The sequence below is a fragment of the Flavobacterium collinsii genome, assembly GCF_902804485.1.
GTDB lineage: Bacteria > Bacteroidota > Bacteroidia > Flavobacteriales > Flavobacteriaceae > Flavobacterium > Flavobacterium collinsii.
The window spans coordinates 1-18,210 of the sequence record NZ_CADCST010000061.1; the positions used below are offsets into that span (position 1 = coordinate 1).

Genomic DNA, 18,210 nt, shown 5'->3' on the forward strand with positions numbered 1-18,210 from the left:
CTTAGTAGCGGGAACAGGACTCGAACCTGTGACCTTCGGGTTATGAGCCCGACGAGCTGCCTACTGCTCTATCCCGCGATGTTTCGGGTGCAAAGATACGCCGATTTTTGAGAAATCCAACGAAAACATTAAAAAATGTTTTATTTTCTGTATTGAGTTGATATGACTACCTTTGCAAAATAAATAGAACACAAATGTCACATAAAGCAGGTTTTGTAAACATCATCGGGAATCCAAACGTTGGAAAATCAACATTGATGAACGCCTTTGTTGGAGAAAGATTATCGATTATTACATCAAAAGCACAAACAACCCGTCATCGTATTCTTGGAATCGTGAATGGCGAAGATTTTCAACTTATATTATCGGATACTCCCGGAATCATCAAGCCCGCTTATGAAATGCAGGAGTCGATGATGAACTTTGTAAAATCGGCTTTTGAAGATGCTGATATTTTAGTTTACATGGTCGAGATAGGAGAGCAGGACTTAAAAGATGAAGCTTTCTTTAATAAAATTATCCACGCTAAAATTCCGGTTTTATTATTGTTGAACAAAATCGACAATTCAAATCAGGAACAGTTAGAGGAGCAAGTAGCATTCTGGACGGCAAAAGTGCCAAATGCTGAAATTTTCCCAATCTCGGCTTTACAGAATTTTAATGTACCGGAAGTTTTTGGTAGAATCATTGAATTGTTGCCAGAATCTCCAGCCTATTATCCAAAAGATCAATTAACAGACAAACCGGAACGTTTCTTTGTAAACGAGACTATTCGTGAGAAAATCTTATTGAACTATAGCAAAGAGATTCCGTATGCGGTTGAAATCGTGACGGAGGAGTTTTTCGAAGATGAAAATATTATCAGAATCCGTTCGATTATTATGGTAGAACGCGAAACTCAAAAAGGAATCATTATTGGGCATAAAGGTGCCGCTTTGAAAAAAGTAGGTACTGAAGCTCGTGCCGATCTGGAGAAATTCTTTGGAAAACAAATTCACATTGAACTAGTTGTAAAAGTGAACAAAAACTGGAGAAGCAATGCCAATATGCTGAAACGATTCGGGTATAATCAATAAAAGAGTTTTCAGTCGCAGATTTCAGTCTCAGTTTTGATATGAAAATCGTTTAGTGTAAAACTGAAAACTGATACTGGCAACTGAATCCTAGTCCTGAATAGCAGGAATAGCTCCTGCAAAAAGGAGTCAGTTTTAAGTTTGAAGTCACAATTTTGTCAGTTTTTTTACTGAATACTGAAAACTGTGACTGCAAACAAAAAAAGACTACCTTTGCAAAAAATTAAAATAAAGCATTTTGGATTTATAAGTGATAGAATTTTAGGAAACTAAAAAGCTAAAATTTAGGATCCAAAATCTAAAATTCAAAAAAATGAATAACATTGTTGCGATAGTAGGAAGACCTAATGTAGGGAAATCAACCCTTTTTAATAGGCTGATACAAAGAAGAGAAGCTATTGTAGATTCGGTATCTGGGGTGACCCGTGATAGAAACTATGGTAAAAGCGAGTGGAACGGAAAAGAGTTTTCTGTAATTGATACCGGTGGATACGTTCGCGGTTCTGACGACGTATTTGAGGGTGAAATCCGCAAACAGGTAGAGCTTGCTATCGATGAAGCAGATGTTATTATTTTTGTGGTTGATGTAGAAGAAGGAATTACACCAATGGATGAAACAGTGGCGAAATTGTTGCGTAAAGTAACAAAACCTGTTTTATTGGCTGTAAATAAAGTAGATAACGCAATGCGTGAGAAAGATGCAATTGAGTTTTATAATCTTGGTTTAGGAGATTATTTTACGTTTGCAAGTATCTCAGGAAGCGGAACTGGAGATTTGTTAGATGCTTTAATTGATGCATTCCCGGAGAAACCGGAAGTTGAAGTTAAAGAAGATTTGCCTCGTTTTGCTGTTGTAGGACGTCCAAATGCTGGTAAATCTAGTTTTATCAACGCTTTGATTGGTCAGGATCGTTATATCGTAACCGATATTGCAGGAACAACCCGTGATGCAATTGATACAAAATTTGACCGTTTTGGTTTTGAGTTCAATTTAGTTGATACTGCGGGAATCCGTCGTAAAGCTAAGGTGAAGGAAGATTTAGAGTTTTACTCGGTAATGCGTTCGGTTCGTGCGATTGAGCATGCTGATATTTGCATCTTGGTTATCGATGCAACCCGTGGCTTTGAAGGTCAGGATCAGAGTATTTTCTGGCTGGCAGAGAAAAACCGCAAAGGAGTTGTGATCTTAGTAAACAAATGGGATTTGGTAGAAAAAGATACCATGTCGACTCGCGATTACGAAGAGAAAATCAAAAAAGAATTAATGCCTTTTACCGATGTGCCAATTCTATTCGTTTCGGCTTTAACCAAGCAACGTTTGTTGAAAGCATTAGAAGCTACTGTTCAGGTTTTTGAAAATAGAAAACAAAGAATTGCGACTTCAAAATTCAACGAATACATGTTGAAAGTAATTGAAGCTTATCCGCCACCGGCAACAAAAGGGAAGTATGTGAAAATTAAATATTGTATGCAATTGCCAACTCAAACGCCTCAGTTTGTGTTTTTTGCCAACATGCCACAATATGTTAAAGAACCTTACAAACGTTATCTGGAAAATAAGATTAGAGAAAATTGGGATTTCGCAGGAGTGCCAATCGATATTTATATCAGAGAAAAATAAAAGTAAAAGTCCTCCTAAAGAGGACTTTTTTTATGTCTTGTTATTAATTCGAACCTGTTTTGGGTGTAATTTTTAACACATAGGGACATAGGTTCTGTATTCTTAAAAATAGACGTTTCACTTCATTGAAATACACATAATTTCTTATGTGAGAGAAATGTATTTCTTTTTTGTTCTCTTTTCAGATTTAAAAAGCTATGTTTCTATGTGTTGAATATTTTTTTTTAAAATTGCACGCAACGAGTTAATTCAAATTATTTTTGCCAGGCTTACTGGGATAATATTTGACTGAATGTTTCATTCACAATAAACCTTTTAACTCTTTTGGAGTCTTACTGTTTCTAACAAACCATTTTCATGACCAAATTTTTGTACTATTTGATTGCTTTCCTTTTTTGCTATTCGGCAAGTGCACAGAATGACATTGTGCTTAAAGGAACCATCGTAGATATCAACACCCAATTGCCACTTGAGCTGGCTACCGTTTACTTTACAACCGTTAAAGATTCTACGGTAATCGAATATGCAACAACGGATAAAAATGGTGCCTTTAGCATTAAGACCAAAAAGTACGACAAGCCTGTTTTTTTGAAGGTAAACTATATGGGGTATCAGCCTTATTTTGAGGAGGAAAAAAGTATTCCCGAAAGTAAAGATTTTGGAAAATTGTATTTGCTTGAAAATGTAAATGTTTTAAAGGATGTCGTGATCAAAAGCGAAGCTCCACCTATTACCATTAAAAAAGATACTTTAGAGTTTAATGCAGCATCGTATAAGGTGCGTCCGGACTCGAATGTAGAAACTTTATTGAAACAATTGCCGGGTTTTGATGTCGCAACTGATGGTAAAGTTACAGTGAACGGGAGAGAAGTCAATCAAGTTCTGGTAAACGGGAAGACGTTTTTTAATAAAGACGGTGCCATAGCATTGAAGAACCTTCCCGCCGAAATAATCAAAAAAATTCAAGTGTCTGATTTTAAAACAAAGAAAGAAGAACTTTCCAAACAGGAGTCGACTTCAGATTTTTCGAGTATCAATATTACGATCGACGAAAAGAAAAATAAAGGTTATTTTGGAAAAATACTGGGCGGTTATGGTTCTGATGAACGATACGAAAGCAGTCTGCTTCTGAACTTTTTTAATAACAAACAAAAAATAAGCGTACTGGCTTCTTCTAACAATATTAATTCTACCGGTTTCGCAATGGATGAAGTATTCGATAATATGGGTGGCGGACGAAATAGCAGGGGCAGCAGCGGAAATTCGGGAGGGAGTAAAGGAATTACGCAATCGAATCTTGCAGGGCTTAATTATTCTGATGATTGGTCGAAAAGTTTGATGGCTGCGGGAAGTTATAATTTTTCGAATTCGATTACTAATAACGATAGCAAGGCAGATCAGGTTAGTTTTTTACCCACCGGAAATATTGCCACATCTTCTGATTCCAAAACAAGAAATGAAAACACTGGGAACAATGTAAATTTTGAATTAGAATATGCGATTGATCCGACAAGCCGATTGGTAATTATACCAAAAGTGAATCAGTCGCGATCGAACAGTAATTCGTCTTCCTCGAGTTTTTCTGAAGACGAGAATGGAAATTCGCTGAATGAAAGTAATGCTAAATCCTATTCAGAAAGTACAAATACCAGTCTAGGGAACACTATAAATTTTAATAAGAGGTTCAAGAAAGAACACCGCAATTTTAATCTTTCTTTTGACAGCAACAATACCAGTACTGATAATGAGGTGCAAAATCTTTCTCAAACTATTTTTTATCAGGACAGCAAACCTAATGACGACAGGAATCAGAAGAGTTTAAACAATAATAAGAGTGATACGTATTCGCTTGAACTTGAATATACAGAGCCGGTAACAGATTCTTTGCGAATAAGATTCGGATCTAATTTTAACTGGACGAAAGAAATTAAAGATGCAAAAACATTTGATTTTGATGATGCAACGCAGTCTTATTCGGATCTCAATGCGTCTTTGACAAATTATACTGCTTCAAAGCAAAATTCGTTCAGCCCGAAAGTTGGACTAACCTGGCAAAAGAGGAAGTTTACAGTCAATTTAAATTCCCATACAGCAATTGTAGAATTTGACAACCACGCTCTATATCTCAACAATGCTACCGATTTGAACAAACGATACGTTTTGCCTTATGGCGATTTTCAGATTCGTTATAAATTTAGTCGTTCGAAAAATATGTCATTCAAGTATGATTATTCGAATGCACTTCCTACGGCGGTTCAGTTATTGCCGGTCTTAAATTTAACCAATCCGTTGAATACAATTACAGGAAATCCTGATTTAAATCTTATAGAAAAAAGCAGTGCTAATTTTAGTTTCAGAGACTATGATTTCCGAACACGTTCCGGTTACAGCCTGTATGTAAAGGGGGATTACTACAACAACGATGTGGTTTCGACTTCAATTTATGATGATAACGGAAAAAGAACCACAACTTATGCCAATATCTCAGGAACTTATACGACTTCGATTGGCGGAAATTGGAATCGGTCCGTTAAAAAAGAGGCACATCTTTTTAGATATGGTTTCGGATTAAATGGAAGTTATTCCTTCGATAAGGGGTTTACAAATGCAGTATTGTACAATGCAAAATCAACAGCGATTACTCCAAAGGTCAATTTTACTTATGAATACGGAGAGCTGCTTATTATTTCTCCTACCTATAGTTTGTCTTATAACGAAACCAAATACGAGAACTCTTCAAGAGATGCCAGTTCAAATGTAGTACACAGAGTTAATTTGCAAACGACAAGTTACTGGCCGGCAAACTTAATTTTTGGAAATGATTTTGGCTACACCTATAATTCAAGTATTTCGGACAATTTCAAAAAGGATTTTTATCTCTGGAATACCAGTTTGTCGTATGGTTTTTTTGATAAGAAAGTATATGCTAAGGTAAAAGTTTATGATGTCTTAAATCAGAATCAAAGTGCCACCAGAACGATTTCGGCGACCTCAATTCGAGATGAAGAAAATACGGTTTTGAAACGTTACATAATGTTTTCATTAAGCTACAAAATAGGAAATTTTGCAGGTGCTGAAAAAGGAGGGAAGAGAAGATAGAGAATGGATTAATAAAGGTCTAAAGGATTCAAAAGGGACAAAGATCTTTTTACATAGAGATGTTTTTTATTAATTTCAATCACCCATACGGTTGTCATTTTAATTACTTGTGGTAAAAATAAATCTTTTTTTAAGGAGCTAATCCCGCTATCCGTTCCAATCTTTTGTGGCTAACCCCGCCACAAAAGGATTTCCACTTCTATCGGGGCTAGGAAATTCATTTTTAGAGAGATTAGAAATCTCAGCAAGAAACTCCGCAACCACAGGTTTAGTTTTGTAGATTAATTTTATTTTAAAAAAGTTTAACATAATGAAATTGTGCTTTGTCCGGAATTAAAGACTTTAACCAAATTGATAAAGAATAGAAGTTTCAACTTTCAGAAAAAATCTAAAACCTTAAATCAACAATCTAAAATAAAAAAACGAGACAGATTTAAGAATCGGCCTCGTTTGATGTATTGAAAATTAACTAACTGCTTACAATGAATATTTCAAAGTTACTCCGTAAGTTCTTTGATCACCAATTACTCCTGCATATTGCCCGGAATTTCCTCCCGCAGGTAACAATTGCTCGTAGTAATCTTTGTTTAAAAGGTTTCTTCCCCAGAATTGAACAGATAATCCTTCTGATGCACGGAATCCTAAACGAGCGTTGAAAATAGCGTATCCCTGTACTACTAAGTATTTTGAAGCTGAAGGGCTTGATGAAAATTTAGAACGTGCGTAAGAATCAACTGCTAAGAAGATTTTTCCTTTGTTTCCGAAGAATTTTGCATTGTCAGAAAGTTCACCTCCTAAAGATCCTGCCCATTTTGAAGCACCTGGTAATTCTGTTCCCGAAACATCTTTAAAGGCTACAGGCGCTCCGGTTTCTTCTAGTGGAAGTGGTGCATTCGTAAATTTAATGTATTTTCCATCTGTATAAGTAGCAGCTGCATTTACAGTCAGGTGTTGGCTAAAAACAAAGCTTGCATCAAGCTCAGCACCCCTTACACGTACTTTATCGGCATTGGCAAGGTAGCCACGGTTTACACCAAGTTCAGCAGCCTGAACATTCGTTTGAAAGTCTTTGATTTCCGTATTAAAGAAAGTCAGGTTGAATACTGAATTCTTAAACGGAGAAGTTTTTACTCCAACCTCATAATGATTCACTTTTTCAGGTTTAATCACGGCAAGATCCAATAATGGCAATCCTTTTGAGTCTGTTGGAAGTCCGGCAACATTCACACCCACCGGTTTGTAGCTTTTAGCGTATGTAGCATAAGCATTGATTTTGTCTGAAGCTTTGTAGGATACCGTTATGTTTCCCGAAAAATCGGTATTGTCTGTATTAGAAGCAAAAGACTGATCAGAGTAAACCGATTTTTTAAGAGCTAGTAAAGCTGGATCGGTAGTTTGAAGACCACCGTAGGTTGTACGGCTGTAATTAGCATCTTTTTTGTCAAAGTTATATCTTAAACCTGGTAATACGTGTAATCTTTCTGTAATAGCCCAATCAATTTGGCCAAAAACGGCAGCACTAGAAGCTCTGATTCTGGCATCTGTTTTAATTCCGTAACCTTCAAACAGTCCCGGAGTTTTCCATAACGGACTAGTACTGCTTTGAGAGAATCTCCATTGTGCATTACCGGATTCTTCTGTTCCGTTTGTTTGAGAAGTCTGGTCAATAAAGAAAGCGCCCACAACACCACTAATTTTAGAAGTCAGCTGACCTGCATAACGTACCTCCTGAGTAAATTGTGTTTGTCTGGTTGGGTTTTGAGATTTGGCCAAAACTTGTAATCCTGTAAAATCTCTGTCATTTGATGGATCCCAGTTCCAAAAACGCCATGCAGTAGTTGATGTAAGTGTTCCTGCCCCGATTTTGGTATCGACATTAAGAGAGACACCACCCATATCTTGTCCTGAACGCCACGGAGTGTCGTGATCAATTTTTCGGTCAAAAGCATTTTGACTTGGAAGCTGATAATTTAAATCTTTAATAATTGCATTAAATTGTCTGTAAGCAGCTCTTTGTGTTGGTGCAACACCTGCAACAACCTGTGCGTATCCGTCCGGACGCTGAGTTGTGATATCGGCGGCAAGAATAATATTTGTGTTTTCAGATGGAGTAAAAAGCAATTGACCTCTAATTCCCTGATTGTTTAAACTGTTTGTAGGTCTTCCGGTTGCCACATTGTCGATCAAACCATCGCGTTGTGTACCTGAAAAGGAGATACGACCAGCTACTTTTTTACCTAATGCTCCTGTAACGGATGCTTTGGCCTGAAGAAAAGCATAATTTCCGTAACTAACTTCAAAGTCAGCACCACTTGTAAAACTTGGTTTGCGGGTTGTAATGTTGAAAGCTCCTGAAGTAGTATTTTTACCAAATAAAGATCCTTGCGGTCCTCGTAAAACCTCGATTTGATCTACATCAATAAAGTCAAGAGTAGTTGCGGCTGGACGGGCATAATAAACACCATCTACATAAAAGCCAACCCCTGGATCGATTCCGTCATTAGTAAGTCCGAAAGGAGAACCAAGACTACGAATGTTGATTCCTGTATTTCTTGGGTTTGAAGAATATAATTGTACAGAGGGAACTAATTCTTTAATACGGTTCACGTTAAAAGCTCCGGTTTGTTCTGCTTGTTTACCTGTAATTACTGATATGGCGATTGGCACATCCTGTACTTTCTCGATTCTTCGTCTTGAAGAAACCACTACTTCGATAAGTTCGTTTTCTTCTTTAATAGTTACCTGTAAAGGAGCTGTCGGTAAATCGTCAAGTTGTATTTCAGTAGTTTTGTATCCTACATATTGAATCAATAGAGTTATAGGAAGTTTTCCTCTACTGTCAATACTGAATTTTCCGTTTTGATCTGAAGTAGTATTTGAGGTTGTTCCTTTTATAACAATATTTGCTGCTTCTAATGGAATATTTTCACTTGTTTTAACAACACCTTCTATGTTTTGTGCAAATGATATGGAGAAAGTAAAAATAGAGAGAACTGTAAGTATATTTTTTATCGAATTTTTCATTTTTATATTAAGTATATGTGATTAGTAGAATTTAAAATAAAATTTTTTTACCAACACATACACATTGTAGAAGAATTGTTTTTCACCGTAGTGAATTGAATATTATAATTTCTTTGCAAAAGATTTTTTGATACATCGATTGGTTGTAAATGTATTTTCATAGTTAAAATTTTGGAAATGGTTTGTGAATTATTTTTTGCAAATATATATATAAATTCTATCGATTTACTAGGAATTAAAAAATATTTTTTTATTTCTTTACCAATGAGGCGATTGTGATGCCTTGCATTGCTTTAAGAGTTTCGTCACGGATGATCATTAAACCGTGTCTAAGACTGCATTCTTCCTCGGTTTTGCAATCTGAACAAGGTTCGTAAAAGTTTAAAGAGGCACAAGGTAATAGCGCAATTGCACCGTCAAATAAACGGTGAATTTCTGCCAGAGTAATATCGTTTTTGGAGCGAATCAGATAATATCCACCAAATTTTCCCTGCTTACTGCTCACAAAACGTCCTCGTTTCAGATCTAATAAAATCTGTTCGAGAAACTTTTTAGGAATATTGGCTCCATCAGCAATTTCAATAGTTCTTGAAATGTGATTTTCTTCCTGTTCTGCTAAATAAAGTAAGGCCTTAAGGGCATATTTTGCTTTATGTGATAACATCTATTTTTGAATTATAAATTTGTAAAATGTAAGCTGTGAGTTATGAGCTGTAAAATGTGAGTTGTGAAATGTAAGCCGTAAGCTGTAAATTATCACTAAAAAACTGCGACTGCGACTGTCAACTTCCTCTACCAGCCCCCGCTTGAACCTCCCCCAGAGAAGCCTCCGCCGCCAAAACCGCCGCCAAAACCACCTCCGCCACCGGATGATCCACCGCCAAAGCCTCCAAATCCGCCGCCTCCGCTTCTGCCAAGACTACTTAGTAGAATTACATCCATAAGACTAGGGCCGCCTCCGCCATTATTGCCTGAATTACCTCCACCACCTCTTTTATTTCGGGACAGTAAAATTAATACAATTACAACAATTACAATAAAAGGCAGTATAGGAAAATCTTTTCCTTTGGTTTGCTTGCGTTCGCCTTTGAATTTCCCTTTAAAAACGTCAATGATAGCATCTGTTCCTTTGTCAAGACCATTATAAAAACTTCCGGCTTTGAACTCCGGAATAATTATATTTCGGATTATTGTTCCTCCAATTCCTGCAGTCAGTCGGTCTTCGAGACCGTAACCGGGATTTATAGCAATTTTTTTCTCGTTCTTTGCCAGCAGAATAATAACACCATTATCATCTTTCGCGGTTCCTCCAATTCCCCAGGTTTGTCCCCATTTGGTCGCTAGCTGACTTACATCTTCACCTTTTAAACTCTCGATTGTAATCACAACAATTTGAGTAGTAGTCGAATCAGAATAACGAATTAGTTTTTCTTCAAGCTGTGCTTTTTCAGTTGCGCTTAGAATGTTGGCATAATCGTAGACTGAAGTTTGTAAAGTTGGTTTTTCCGGAATTGTAAATTGTGCAAAAATACCGTTGCAGGTAAAAAATGCTAGAAACAAAAAGGTAAGCTGAAAAAATCTTTTGGAATTTGAGATTGTATTGTTGAAAATTTTCATTGTCTATCCTTTTGATATTTCGTTTGATAATTCGTTGGTGTCCCCTTCAGACCATGGAAAGTACTTTTTCAATTGTTCGCCGGCATTTAATATACCGTCGACAATACCTTGTTTAAATTTTCCCGATTTAAATTGTAGAATCATGGCATCTTTGGTGCAATCCCAAAAATCGACAGTAACCACATCGTTTATGCCTTTGTCTCCGCAAATAGCAAAAGTTTTATCAGCTACGGCAAAGTAAAACAGAACCCCATTTTTAAGTGAGGTTTCGTGCATTTTTAATTCATGAAAAACTTCCAAAGCCCTGTCAAAGGGAGCTTTAGAAGTTGTTTGTTCTATATGTACTCTAATTTCGCCAGAAGTATTATTTTCGGCCACACGAATAGCTTCAACAATATCTTGTTCTTCTTCTTTGGATAAAAAATCTTCTACTTTTGACATTGAAATTATTTTTGAGTTAAAGATTAACGATTTTAGCTCTCAGAATTAATCTGCAGTCTAAAATCGTCAATCAAAATATTAAATCTAATTTTTAGAATTTTACTTCAACTGGTTTTTCCGCTCCGGCAACCGCTTCAAAGTATGGTTTTTCTTTATATTCACTTAAGAACCATTTGTTTGGAATAGAAAGGACATACCCATTGTAAGTCTGTACAGCTTCATTGAAACGTGTTCTGGCTGTTAAAATTTGATTTTCAGTACTGGCCAGTTCATCTTGTAATTTCAGGAAGTTTTCGTTTGCTTTTAATGTTGGGTATTGCTCAACAGAAACTAACAATCTTGACAAAGAAGAAGATACACCGCTTTGCGCCTGATTGAACTGTGCTAATTGCTCAGGAGTTACATTACTTGGATCAATTGTTACGGAAGTTGCTTTTGCTCTGGCTTCAATAACAGCTGTTAGAGTTGATTTTTCAAAATCGGCAGCCCCTTTTACAGTGTTAACTAAATTTCCGATAAGGTCATTACGTCTTTGGTAAGTGGTACTCACATTTCCCCACTCTTTATTAACAGCCTGACTATGTTGTAAAGCACTATTTTTAATTCCAATTGACCAAACTGCAATAATTACAATTAGCGCTACAATAATTCCTACGGGGATTAACCATTTTTTCATATCTGTTTTGATTTAAGTTTGTTTCTGATTTATTTAATATGTTATAATTCGTTCTTAATATCGATTAATTGAGTTTTTATGGTCTCTAATTTACGTATTATTTCGAATTTATCTAATGTTTTCTTCTGACCTTCTTTCAAATGTGTTTTGGCGCCTTCGAGCGTAAAACCTCTTTCCTTAACCAAATGATAGATTAATTGTAGGTTGGTGATGTCTTCGGGCGTAAACATTCTGTTACCTTTGGCATTTTTTTTAGGTTTCAAAATATCAAATTCGCTATCCCAAAACCGAATCAATGATGCATTGACATTAAAAGCCTTGGCTACTTCGCCAATACTAAAATATCGTTTATCTTTTGAAAGCTCAATATGCATGTTTCTTAATTTTCTATTTTATTCCAAAAATACTACTTTTTGCAGTATTAATCTAATGACTGATTTTCCTGGTTCGCCATTTGTGAAATGGCTACATATTCTACTGCCGAAATATTACCGTAATAGAAGTTTAGCGGATTTACGACTTTCCCGTCTTTGTGTACTTCATAGTGGCAATGTGGTCCTTCAGATCTTCCTGTGCTTCCCACATATCCAATAACGTCGCCTCGTTTTACGCGTTGGCCTGGTCTGCAATTGTATTTGCTTAAATGCGCATACAGACTTTCGTAGCCAAAACCATGCCTGATGACCACATGATTTCCAAATCCTGAAGCCGAATTATCGGCCCGATCTACAACACCATCCCCTGTGGCATAAACTGGAGAACCTGTTTTAGCGGTGAAATCCATTCCGTTATGCATTTTTCGAACTTTTGTAAAAGGATCGGTTCTGTATCCAAAACCCGAAGCCATACGTATTAAATTCTCGTTTCGTACAGGCTGAATTGCCGGAATCGCGAGTAATAAGTTGCCTTTTGTACTTGCCAGCTTTAGAATTTCATCTAAAGACTTGGACTGAATGGCCAACTCTTTAGAGAGACGGTCGATTCGTTTTGTGGTGTTTAAAACCAACTGAGAATTATTGTAACCTTCTAAGTCTTTGTATTTTCGATAATCTCTAAAACCTGCTTTTCGAAGAGAATCCGGAATTTCGGCTTTATTGAAATAAACTCTGTATATGTTATTGTCTCTATTTTCTAATGCTTCCGCTACAGCATCGATCTCATCCATTTTTCTGTTCAAAATGGCATATTGTAATTTCAGGTTTTCAATTTCGCGTGCCTGTAAACGATCTTTTGGTGTTTCGAAATAAGGAGTATTGATTAAAAGGATAAAAACTAAAAAGCCAAACAATGCCGAAGCCAATAAAAATAGTAAAGCATAGCCAATTTTAGCCCTTTTTCGGGTCTTTATTTTCGTATAAGCCAGATTTTCTGAGTCGTAATAATATTTTACTTTCGCCATATTTTAAAATACCCTATTTTTGCAGCTTGTAAAATAAGTTAGTCGAACAAATTTAATAAATGTTTCATGATGTTCGAAGCTTTTTTTCAAGAATAGAACAATTAGATAATGTGTCAATTTGATAATTAGATAATGCCTTAAATGCGAAATTTATTGTTTTGAACTTTAATTTTTGTGCTAAAAAGAGGTAAGTATCACATTTTCAGATTAACATATTTTTTAATTAATTATCACATTTTCAAATTGACACATTTTCTAATTTTAATATGAAATCACAAGACGTACGTAAACAATTTTTAGATTTTTTTGAGAGTAAAGGACACACTATCGTGCCATCAGCTCCTATTGTACTTAAAGACGACCCAACCTTAATGTTCAACAACTCGGGAATGGCCCAGTTTAAAGAATATTTCTTAGGAAACGGAACTCCAAAAAGTCCGAGAATTGCCGATACGCAAAAATGTCTTCGTGTTTCCGGAAAACATAACGATCTTGAAGAAGTAGGTATCGATACCTATCACCACACCATGTTTGAGATGTTAGGAAACTGGTCTTTTGGAGATTATTTCAAAAAAGAAGCAATCAACTGGGCTTGGGAATTACTGACAGAAGTATATAAAATTCCAAAAGAGAACCTTTATGTTTCGGTTTTTGAAGGAAGTAAAGAGGATAATGTTCCGTTTGATCAGGAAGCTTGGGATATCTGGAAAGAATTAATCGATGAAGATCGAATTATTCTTGGAAATAAAAAAGACAATTTCTGGGAAATGGGAGATCAGGGACCATGTGGACCTTGTTCTGAAATTCACGTTGATTTGCGTACTCCGGAAGAGAAAGCAGCAGTTTCTGGTAAAAGTTTAGTAAACAACGATCATCCACAAGTAGTTGAAATCTGGAATAATGTATTCATGGAATTCAACCGTAAGGCTGATGGTTCGTTAGAGAAACTTCCGGCACAACACGTTGATACCGGAATGGGATTTGAGCGTTTGTGTATGGCGTTACAAGGAAAAACATCGAATTATGATACCGATGTTTTCATGCCTTTAATTAGAGAAATTGAAACGATCACCGGAGCAAATTATACTGTTAAAGCATCAAATGAAGCAGAGGAAAAAGTAAATATTGCGATTCGTGTAATTGCAGACCACGTTCGTGCGGTAGCCTTTGCTATTGCTGATGGACAGTTACCGTCTAACACGGGTGCTGGTTATGTGATTCGTCGAATTTTGCGTCGTGCCATTCGTTACGGATTTACTTTCCTAAATATAAAAGAAGCTTTTATCTATAAATTGGTAGAAACTTTGAGTGAACAAATGGGAGATTCTTTCCCGGAAATCAGAACTCAAAAAGCACTTTGTTCGAATGTGATTCGTGAAGAAGAAAACTCTTTTTTACGTACGCTTGATCAGGGATTAGTACTTTTAGATGCTGTGATTTTAAACAATTCAGGAGACACTATTGATGGTAAAAAAGCTTTTGAGTTGTATGATACTTATGGTTTTCCTATTGATTTAACTGCTTTAATTCTTTCTGAAAAGGGGTTGAAATTAGATGAAAAAGGATTTCAGGAACAACTGCAATTGCAAAAAGAACGTTCCCGTGCAGCTTCAAAAGTAACTGCCGGTGACTGGAATGTTCTTGTAGAAGATGATATTCAGGAATTTGTAGGGTATGACAGATTATCGCATCAGGTGAAAATCACAAAGTACCGCAGAGTAGATAGTGTAAAAGATGGTGAAATTTATCAGTTGGTTTTCAATGCAACTCCGTTTTATGGAGAAAGCGGAGGACAAACCGGAGATAAAGGATATTTGGAGTCTCAAAATGGCGATATCGTTTACATTATCGATACTAAAAAAGAGAACAACCAAACCATACATTTGGCAAAATCGTTACCTGAAAATTTAACAGGAACTTTTAATGCTGTTGTTGATGCTAATCAAAGAGCAAAAACATCGTCAAATCACTCGGCTACGCATTTATTGCACCAGGGATTGCGCAAAATATTAGGAACACATATTGAGCAAAAAGGATCTATGGTTCGAAATGCTTCTTTGCGTTTTGACTTTTCTCACTTCTCAAAAGTATCTGATGAGGAATTGAAAGAAGTAGAGAATTTTGTGAATGCAAGAATTCGTGAGAGTTTGCCTTTAATTGAAAAAAGAGCAATTTCGAAAGATCAGGCTCTTGAAGAAGGAGCAATTGCTTTGTTTGGAGAGAAATATGGAGATCTGGTTCGTATGATTAAGTTTGGAGATTCTGTCGAATTATGTGGTGGAACTCACGTAGCAAATACTTCAGATATCTGGCATTTTAAAATTATTTCGGAAGGAGCTGTAGCAGCAGGAATCAGAAGAATTGAAGCAATCACCAGCGAAGCTGCAAAAGACTATTTTGAGTCTCAATTGCTTTCTTATGATGAAATTAAAGAGACTTTGAAAAATGCTCAGGATCCTGTAAAAGCGATCCAGTCTTTACAGGAAGAAAACATTCAGTTGAAAAAACAACTGGAAGTACTATTGAAAGATAAAGCCAAAAACATGAAAGGTGATTTGGCTAAAGAATTGCAAGAAATCAATGGCGTTCAATTCTTAGCAAAACAAGTAGATTTAAATCCGGAAGGAGCAAAAGATTTGGCTTATGAATTGGGTAATTCTTATAATAATCTGTTTGTAGTTTTCGCAACTGCACAGGAAGGAAAACCAATGTTAACTTGCTACATTTCTAAAGAAATTGTAGCAGAGAAAAACCTAAACGCAGGACAAGTAGTTCGTGAATTAGGAAAATACATCCAGGGAGGAGGAGGAGGACAGCCTTTCTTCGCTACTGCAGGAGGTAAAAATGTTGACGGAATTGGCGAGGCGCTGGCTAAAGCGATTGATTTCGTGAAGTAGTTTTTTTTAAGGAGCTAAGGGACTAAGAATCTAAGTTTCTAAGCTTTTGAAATATTATAACAAATCCGACAGATTAAAGCCTGTCGGATTTTGTATTTAATGCAAATTCAATAGCGTCCAGCTTTAGCTGGATGTTTCTTGAAGTTAAAAAGAAAAGGGCTTTAGCCAAGCGTAACAGTTTGGCTAAAGCCCTTTGTTTTAATCTATTTTTTTCAATAGCATCCAGCTGAAGCAGGATGCTATTGAAAAAAATAGATTAGATCCTCGTTGTAGAGATTTCAATTTCGCAGAAATAACAAATAGTACGTTTCGGGAATGTTAAAAAAAACTCAGAATCTTAGTACCTTAGCCCCTTAACTATTTTCTTTCCCCAATTTGCTGGCGCCACATAGCGTAATACAATCCTTTTTCGAAAATTAGATCCTCATGTTTTCCCTGTTCGATGATTTTTCCTTGTTCCAATACAAAAATTTTATCCGCATGCATTACAGTTGATAAACGGTGCGCAATTAAAACCGTGATTCTGTTTTTGTCTGATATATTACGAATAGTAGTGTTGATTTCTTCTTCGGTAATAGAATCTAAAGCAGAAGTGGCTTCATCAAAAATCAATAAATTCGGATTTCTTAAAATAGCACGGGCAATCGATAAACGTTGTTTTTCCCCACCGGAAACTTTGATTCCACCTTCACCGATTGTGGTGTTTAAACCGTCTTCGGCACGCTGTAGAAGTTTCTCACAGCTTGCTCTTTTTAAAGCATCGTATAAATCTTCATCGGTTGCGTTGGGTCTTACGAATAATAAATTCTCCCGAATTGTTCCGGAGAACAGTTGTGCATCCTGAGTAACGAATCCTAATTGTTTTCTTAAATCCAGCAAATCAATTTCTGCCGAATCAATATTATTATAAAATACATGACCTTCAGCGGGCGTGTACAAACCAACTAATAACTTTACTAAAGTAGTTTTTCCTGACCCCGAAGGCCCCACAAAAGCAACGGTCTCACCTTGTTTGATATCGAAATTAATATTTTCTACTGCTTTAAATTTGGCTGTTTTGTGCTGGAAACTCACATTAGAGAAAAGCAATGATTGAATTGCTCCAACATGTTTAGGGTTCTTTGGACGAAATTCTTTTGGAGCACTGAGTAAAGTTTTGAAATTTTCCATTGAAACCTTTGTTTCATTAAGTGCAATAATAAAATTCCCTAATTCTTGTAAAGGCCCAAAAATAAAGAAGGTAAAAAATACCATTGTCAATAAATCTCCTACAATAATTTTATTTCCAAATAAGAAATAATACAATGTAAAAACAACGCAGGTTCTTAAAAAATGAACCGTTGTACCCTGTATAAAACTCAAACTTCTGATAAAACGGATTTTTTCAAGTTCGAGTTGCAGGATTTTAAAGGTGTTCAGGTTTAGACGTTTTTCTTCCTGGTATGTTAGTCCAAGACTTTTTACCAATTCAATGTTTCTTAAACTTTCGGTTGTAGAACCAGCCAAAGCATTAGTTTGATTTACGATTTTTTTAGAAACAATTTTTATCTTTTTGCCTAGGTACGAACTTACCAACGCAATAATTGGAGCCGTAACCAAAAAGATGATCGAAATACGATAATCGATTCGGGCCACATAAACAATCACGAATACAAAACCAATAACAGTCTGAAAGATTAAAGAGATTGATAGTGTAATTAACTTCTCAGAATCAGAACGTACTTTGGTTAGTTTGCTCAACGTTTCACCGCTTCGCTGATCTTCAAATTCTGCAAACGGCAGATCGAGCGATTTTTTGATTCCATCCGTGTACATTTGCGCTCCGGTGCGCTGAATCACGACATTCGTAAAATAGTCCTGAAAGTTTTTGGTAATTCTGGAGACCATCGCAGCACCAAGAGAAAGACCAAGCCAGAACGACAGTGATTTTATAAAACCTATTTCATTGCCTGCGTATTTGTGAAGTCCAACACCACAATCCTGCATTAATTTACCGGTAATGATAGAGTCTGATAAGCTGAAACAGATGTTAATAGAAGCCATAATCAAAGCAAAAAGCAAAAGCATTTTGTGTTTGATTATATAAGAATATAATAATTTCATAGGTGAATTTGAATTTGTGGAAGATGCAAAAGTAATGAATTGTTTAACGCTGTTAAGTTGCTTTTTGTTATTAAAAATGTAAATTTTTTTTACAGCTGAAATGACGAGTGTTTTTTTAATCCTGAATGTTTTAATTTTTCAGGAAACCTCTTTTTTAACACGGGGAAAATATGAAAAACTAAGAAAAAAGCTAGGTGTTTATAGTGTGTTTTACTTTTTTATTAAATTATATTACTAATAGTTTTTATATAGGTTGCTTG

At 36.0% G+C, this 18,210-nt stretch carries 12 protein-coding genes and 1 tRNA gene; 4 read left to right on the top strand and 9 right to left on the bottom strand.

Translation table 11 applies throughout. The features are described from left to right. Positions 1–5: 5 nt before the first annotated feature. Positions 6–78: transfer RNA gene (locus FLA105534_RS03435), tRNA-Met, on the bottom strand. A 116-nt stretch (positions 79–194) separates the two neighbouring features. Between FLA105534_RS03435 and era the strand changes: the two genes are divergently transcribed. The 3 genes from era (at position 195) to FLA105534_RS03450 (ending at position 5,793) form a co-directional block, all read left to right on the top strand. Beyond that, complete coding sequence (gene era / locus FLA105534_RS03440) at positions 195–1,076, top strand: GTPase Era (protein ID WP_041517423.1); 882 nt, start codon at positions 195–197, stop codon at positions 1,074–1,076. A 310-nt stretch (positions 1,077–1,386) separates the two neighbouring features. Then, positions 1,387–2,694: a ribosome biogenesis GTPase Der gene (gene der, locus FLA105534_RS03445; RefSeq protein WP_017498805.1), complete on the top strand. Its 1,308-nt coding sequence runs from the start codon at positions 1,387–1,389 to the stop codon at positions 2,692–2,694. A 357-nt stretch (positions 2,695–3,051) separates the two neighbouring features. Further along, positions 3,052–5,793 carry an outer membrane beta-barrel protein gene (locus FLA105534_RS03450; protein WP_173964653.1) on the top strand — a complete coding sequence of 914 codons (2,742 nt, stop codon included), beginning with the start codon at positions 3,052–3,054 and terminating at the stop codon, positions 5,791–5,793. 477 nt (positions 5,794–6,270) lie between these two features. Here FLA105534_RS03450 and FLA105534_RS03455 read toward each other — a convergent pair whose 3' ends face one another. The 7 genes from FLA105534_RS03455 to FLA105534_RS03485 all read right to left on the bottom strand — a co-directional run bounded on the left by FLA105534_RS03455 (position 6,271) and on the right by FLA105534_RS03485 (position 12,950). Further along, positions 6,271–8,817: a TonB-dependent receptor gene (locus tag FLA105534_RS03455; RefSeq protein WP_173964654.1), complete on the bottom strand. Its 2,547-nt coding sequence runs from the start codon at positions 8,815–8,817 to the stop codon at positions 6,271–6,273. 250 nt (positions 8,818–9,067) lie between these two features. Further along, positions 9,068–9,481, bottom strand: coding sequence for an RrF2 family transcriptional regulator (locus tag FLA105534_RS03460; protein ID WP_173964655.1), 414 nt, complete (start codon positions 9,479–9,481; stop codon positions 9,068–9,070). Between the two features lie 128 nt (positions 9,482–9,609). Then, positions 9,610–10,434, bottom strand: coding sequence for a TPM domain-containing protein (locus FLA105534_RS03465; protein ID WP_173964656.1), 825 nt, complete (start codon positions 10,432–10,434; stop codon positions 9,610–9,612). A 3-nt stretch (positions 10,435–10,437) separates the two neighbouring features. Continuing rightward, complete coding sequence (locus FLA105534_RS03470; RefSeq protein ID WP_173964657.1) at positions 10,438–10,875, bottom strand: TPM domain-containing protein; 438 nt, start codon at positions 10,873–10,875, stop codon at positions 10,438–10,440. A 91-nt stretch (positions 10,876–10,966) separates the two neighbouring features. Further along, entirely contained in the window at positions 10,967–11,551 is a 585-nt protein-coding gene (locus FLA105534_RS03475) for a LemA family protein (RefSeq protein ID WP_173964658.1), read from the bottom strand. A 41-nt stretch (positions 11,552–11,592) separates the two neighbouring features. Next, on the bottom strand, positions 11,593–11,925 hold the full coding sequence (locus tag FLA105534_RS03480; protein WP_173964659.1) for a MerR family transcriptional regulator: 333 nt from the start codon (positions 11,923–11,925) through the stop codon (positions 11,593–11,595). Between the two features lie 47 nt (positions 11,926–11,972). Then, on the bottom strand, positions 11,973–12,950 hold the full coding sequence (locus FLA105534_RS03485; protein WP_173964660.1) for a M23 family metallopeptidase: 978 nt from the start codon (positions 12,948–12,950) through the stop codon (positions 11,973–11,975). A gap of 266 nt (positions 12,951–13,216) precedes the next feature. Between FLA105534_RS03485 and alaS the strand changes: the two genes are divergently transcribed. Then, entirely contained in the window at positions 13,217–15,847 is a 2,631-nt protein-coding gene (alaS, locus tag FLA105534_RS03490) for an alanine--tRNA ligase (RefSeq protein WP_173964661.1), read from the top strand. 357 nt (positions 15,848–16,204) lie between these two features. Here alaS and FLA105534_RS03495 read toward each other — a convergent pair whose 3' ends face one another. Further along, positions 16,205–17,950: an ABC transporter ATP-binding protein gene (locus FLA105534_RS03495; protein WP_173964662.1), complete on the bottom strand. Its 1,746-nt coding sequence runs from the start codon at positions 17,948–17,950 to the stop codon at positions 16,205–16,207. Between the last annotated feature and the right edge of the window lie 260 nt (positions 17,951–18,210).

Bases quoted from the DNA above. Each gene is read 5' to 3' on its own strand.
- FLA105534_RS03475 (WP_173964658.1), bottom strand. From the start codon at position 11,551: ATGAAAAAATGGTTAATCCCCGTAGGAATTATTGTAGCGCTAATTGTA.
- era (WP_041517423.1), top strand. From the start codon at position 195: ATGTCACATAAAGCAGGTTTTGTAAACATCATCGGGAATCCAAACGTT.
- FLA105534_RS03495 (WP_173964662.1), bottom strand. From the start codon at position 17,950: ATGAAATTATTATATTCTTATATAATCAAACACAAAATGCTTTTGCTT.
- FLA105534_RS03485 (WP_173964660.1), bottom strand. From the start codon at position 12,950: ATGGCGAAAGTAAAATATTATTACGACTCAGAAAATCTGGCTTATACG.
- FLA105534_RS03455 (WP_173964654.1), bottom strand. From the start codon at position 8,817: ATGAAAAATTCGATAAAAAATATACTTACAGTTCTCTCTATTTTTACT.
- alaS (WP_173964661.1), top strand. From the start codon at position 13,217: ATGAAATCACAAGACGTACGTAAACAATTTTTAGATTTTTTTGAGAGT.
- FLA105534_RS03470 (WP_173964657.1), bottom strand. From the start codon at position 10,875: ATGTCAAAAGTAGAAGATTTTTTATCCAAAGAAGAAGAACAAGATATT.
- FLA105534_RS03450 (WP_173964653.1), top strand. From the start codon at position 3,052: ATGACCAAATTTTTGTACTATTTGATTGCTTTCCTTTTTTGCTATTCG.
- FLA105534_RS03465 (WP_173964656.1), bottom strand. From the start codon at position 10,434: ATGAAAATTTTCAACAATACAATCTCAAATTCCAAAAGATTTTTTCAG.
- der (WP_017498805.1), top strand. From the start codon at position 1,387: ATGAATAACATTGTTGCGATAGTAGGAAGACCTAATGTAGGGAAATCA.
- FLA105534_RS03460 (WP_173964655.1), bottom strand. From the start codon at position 9,481: ATGTTATCACATAAAGCAAAATATGCCCTTAAGGCCTTACTTTATTTA.
- FLA105534_RS03480 (WP_173964659.1), bottom strand. From the start codon at position 11,925: ATGCATATTGAGCTTTCAAAAGATAAACGATATTTTAGTATTGGCGAA.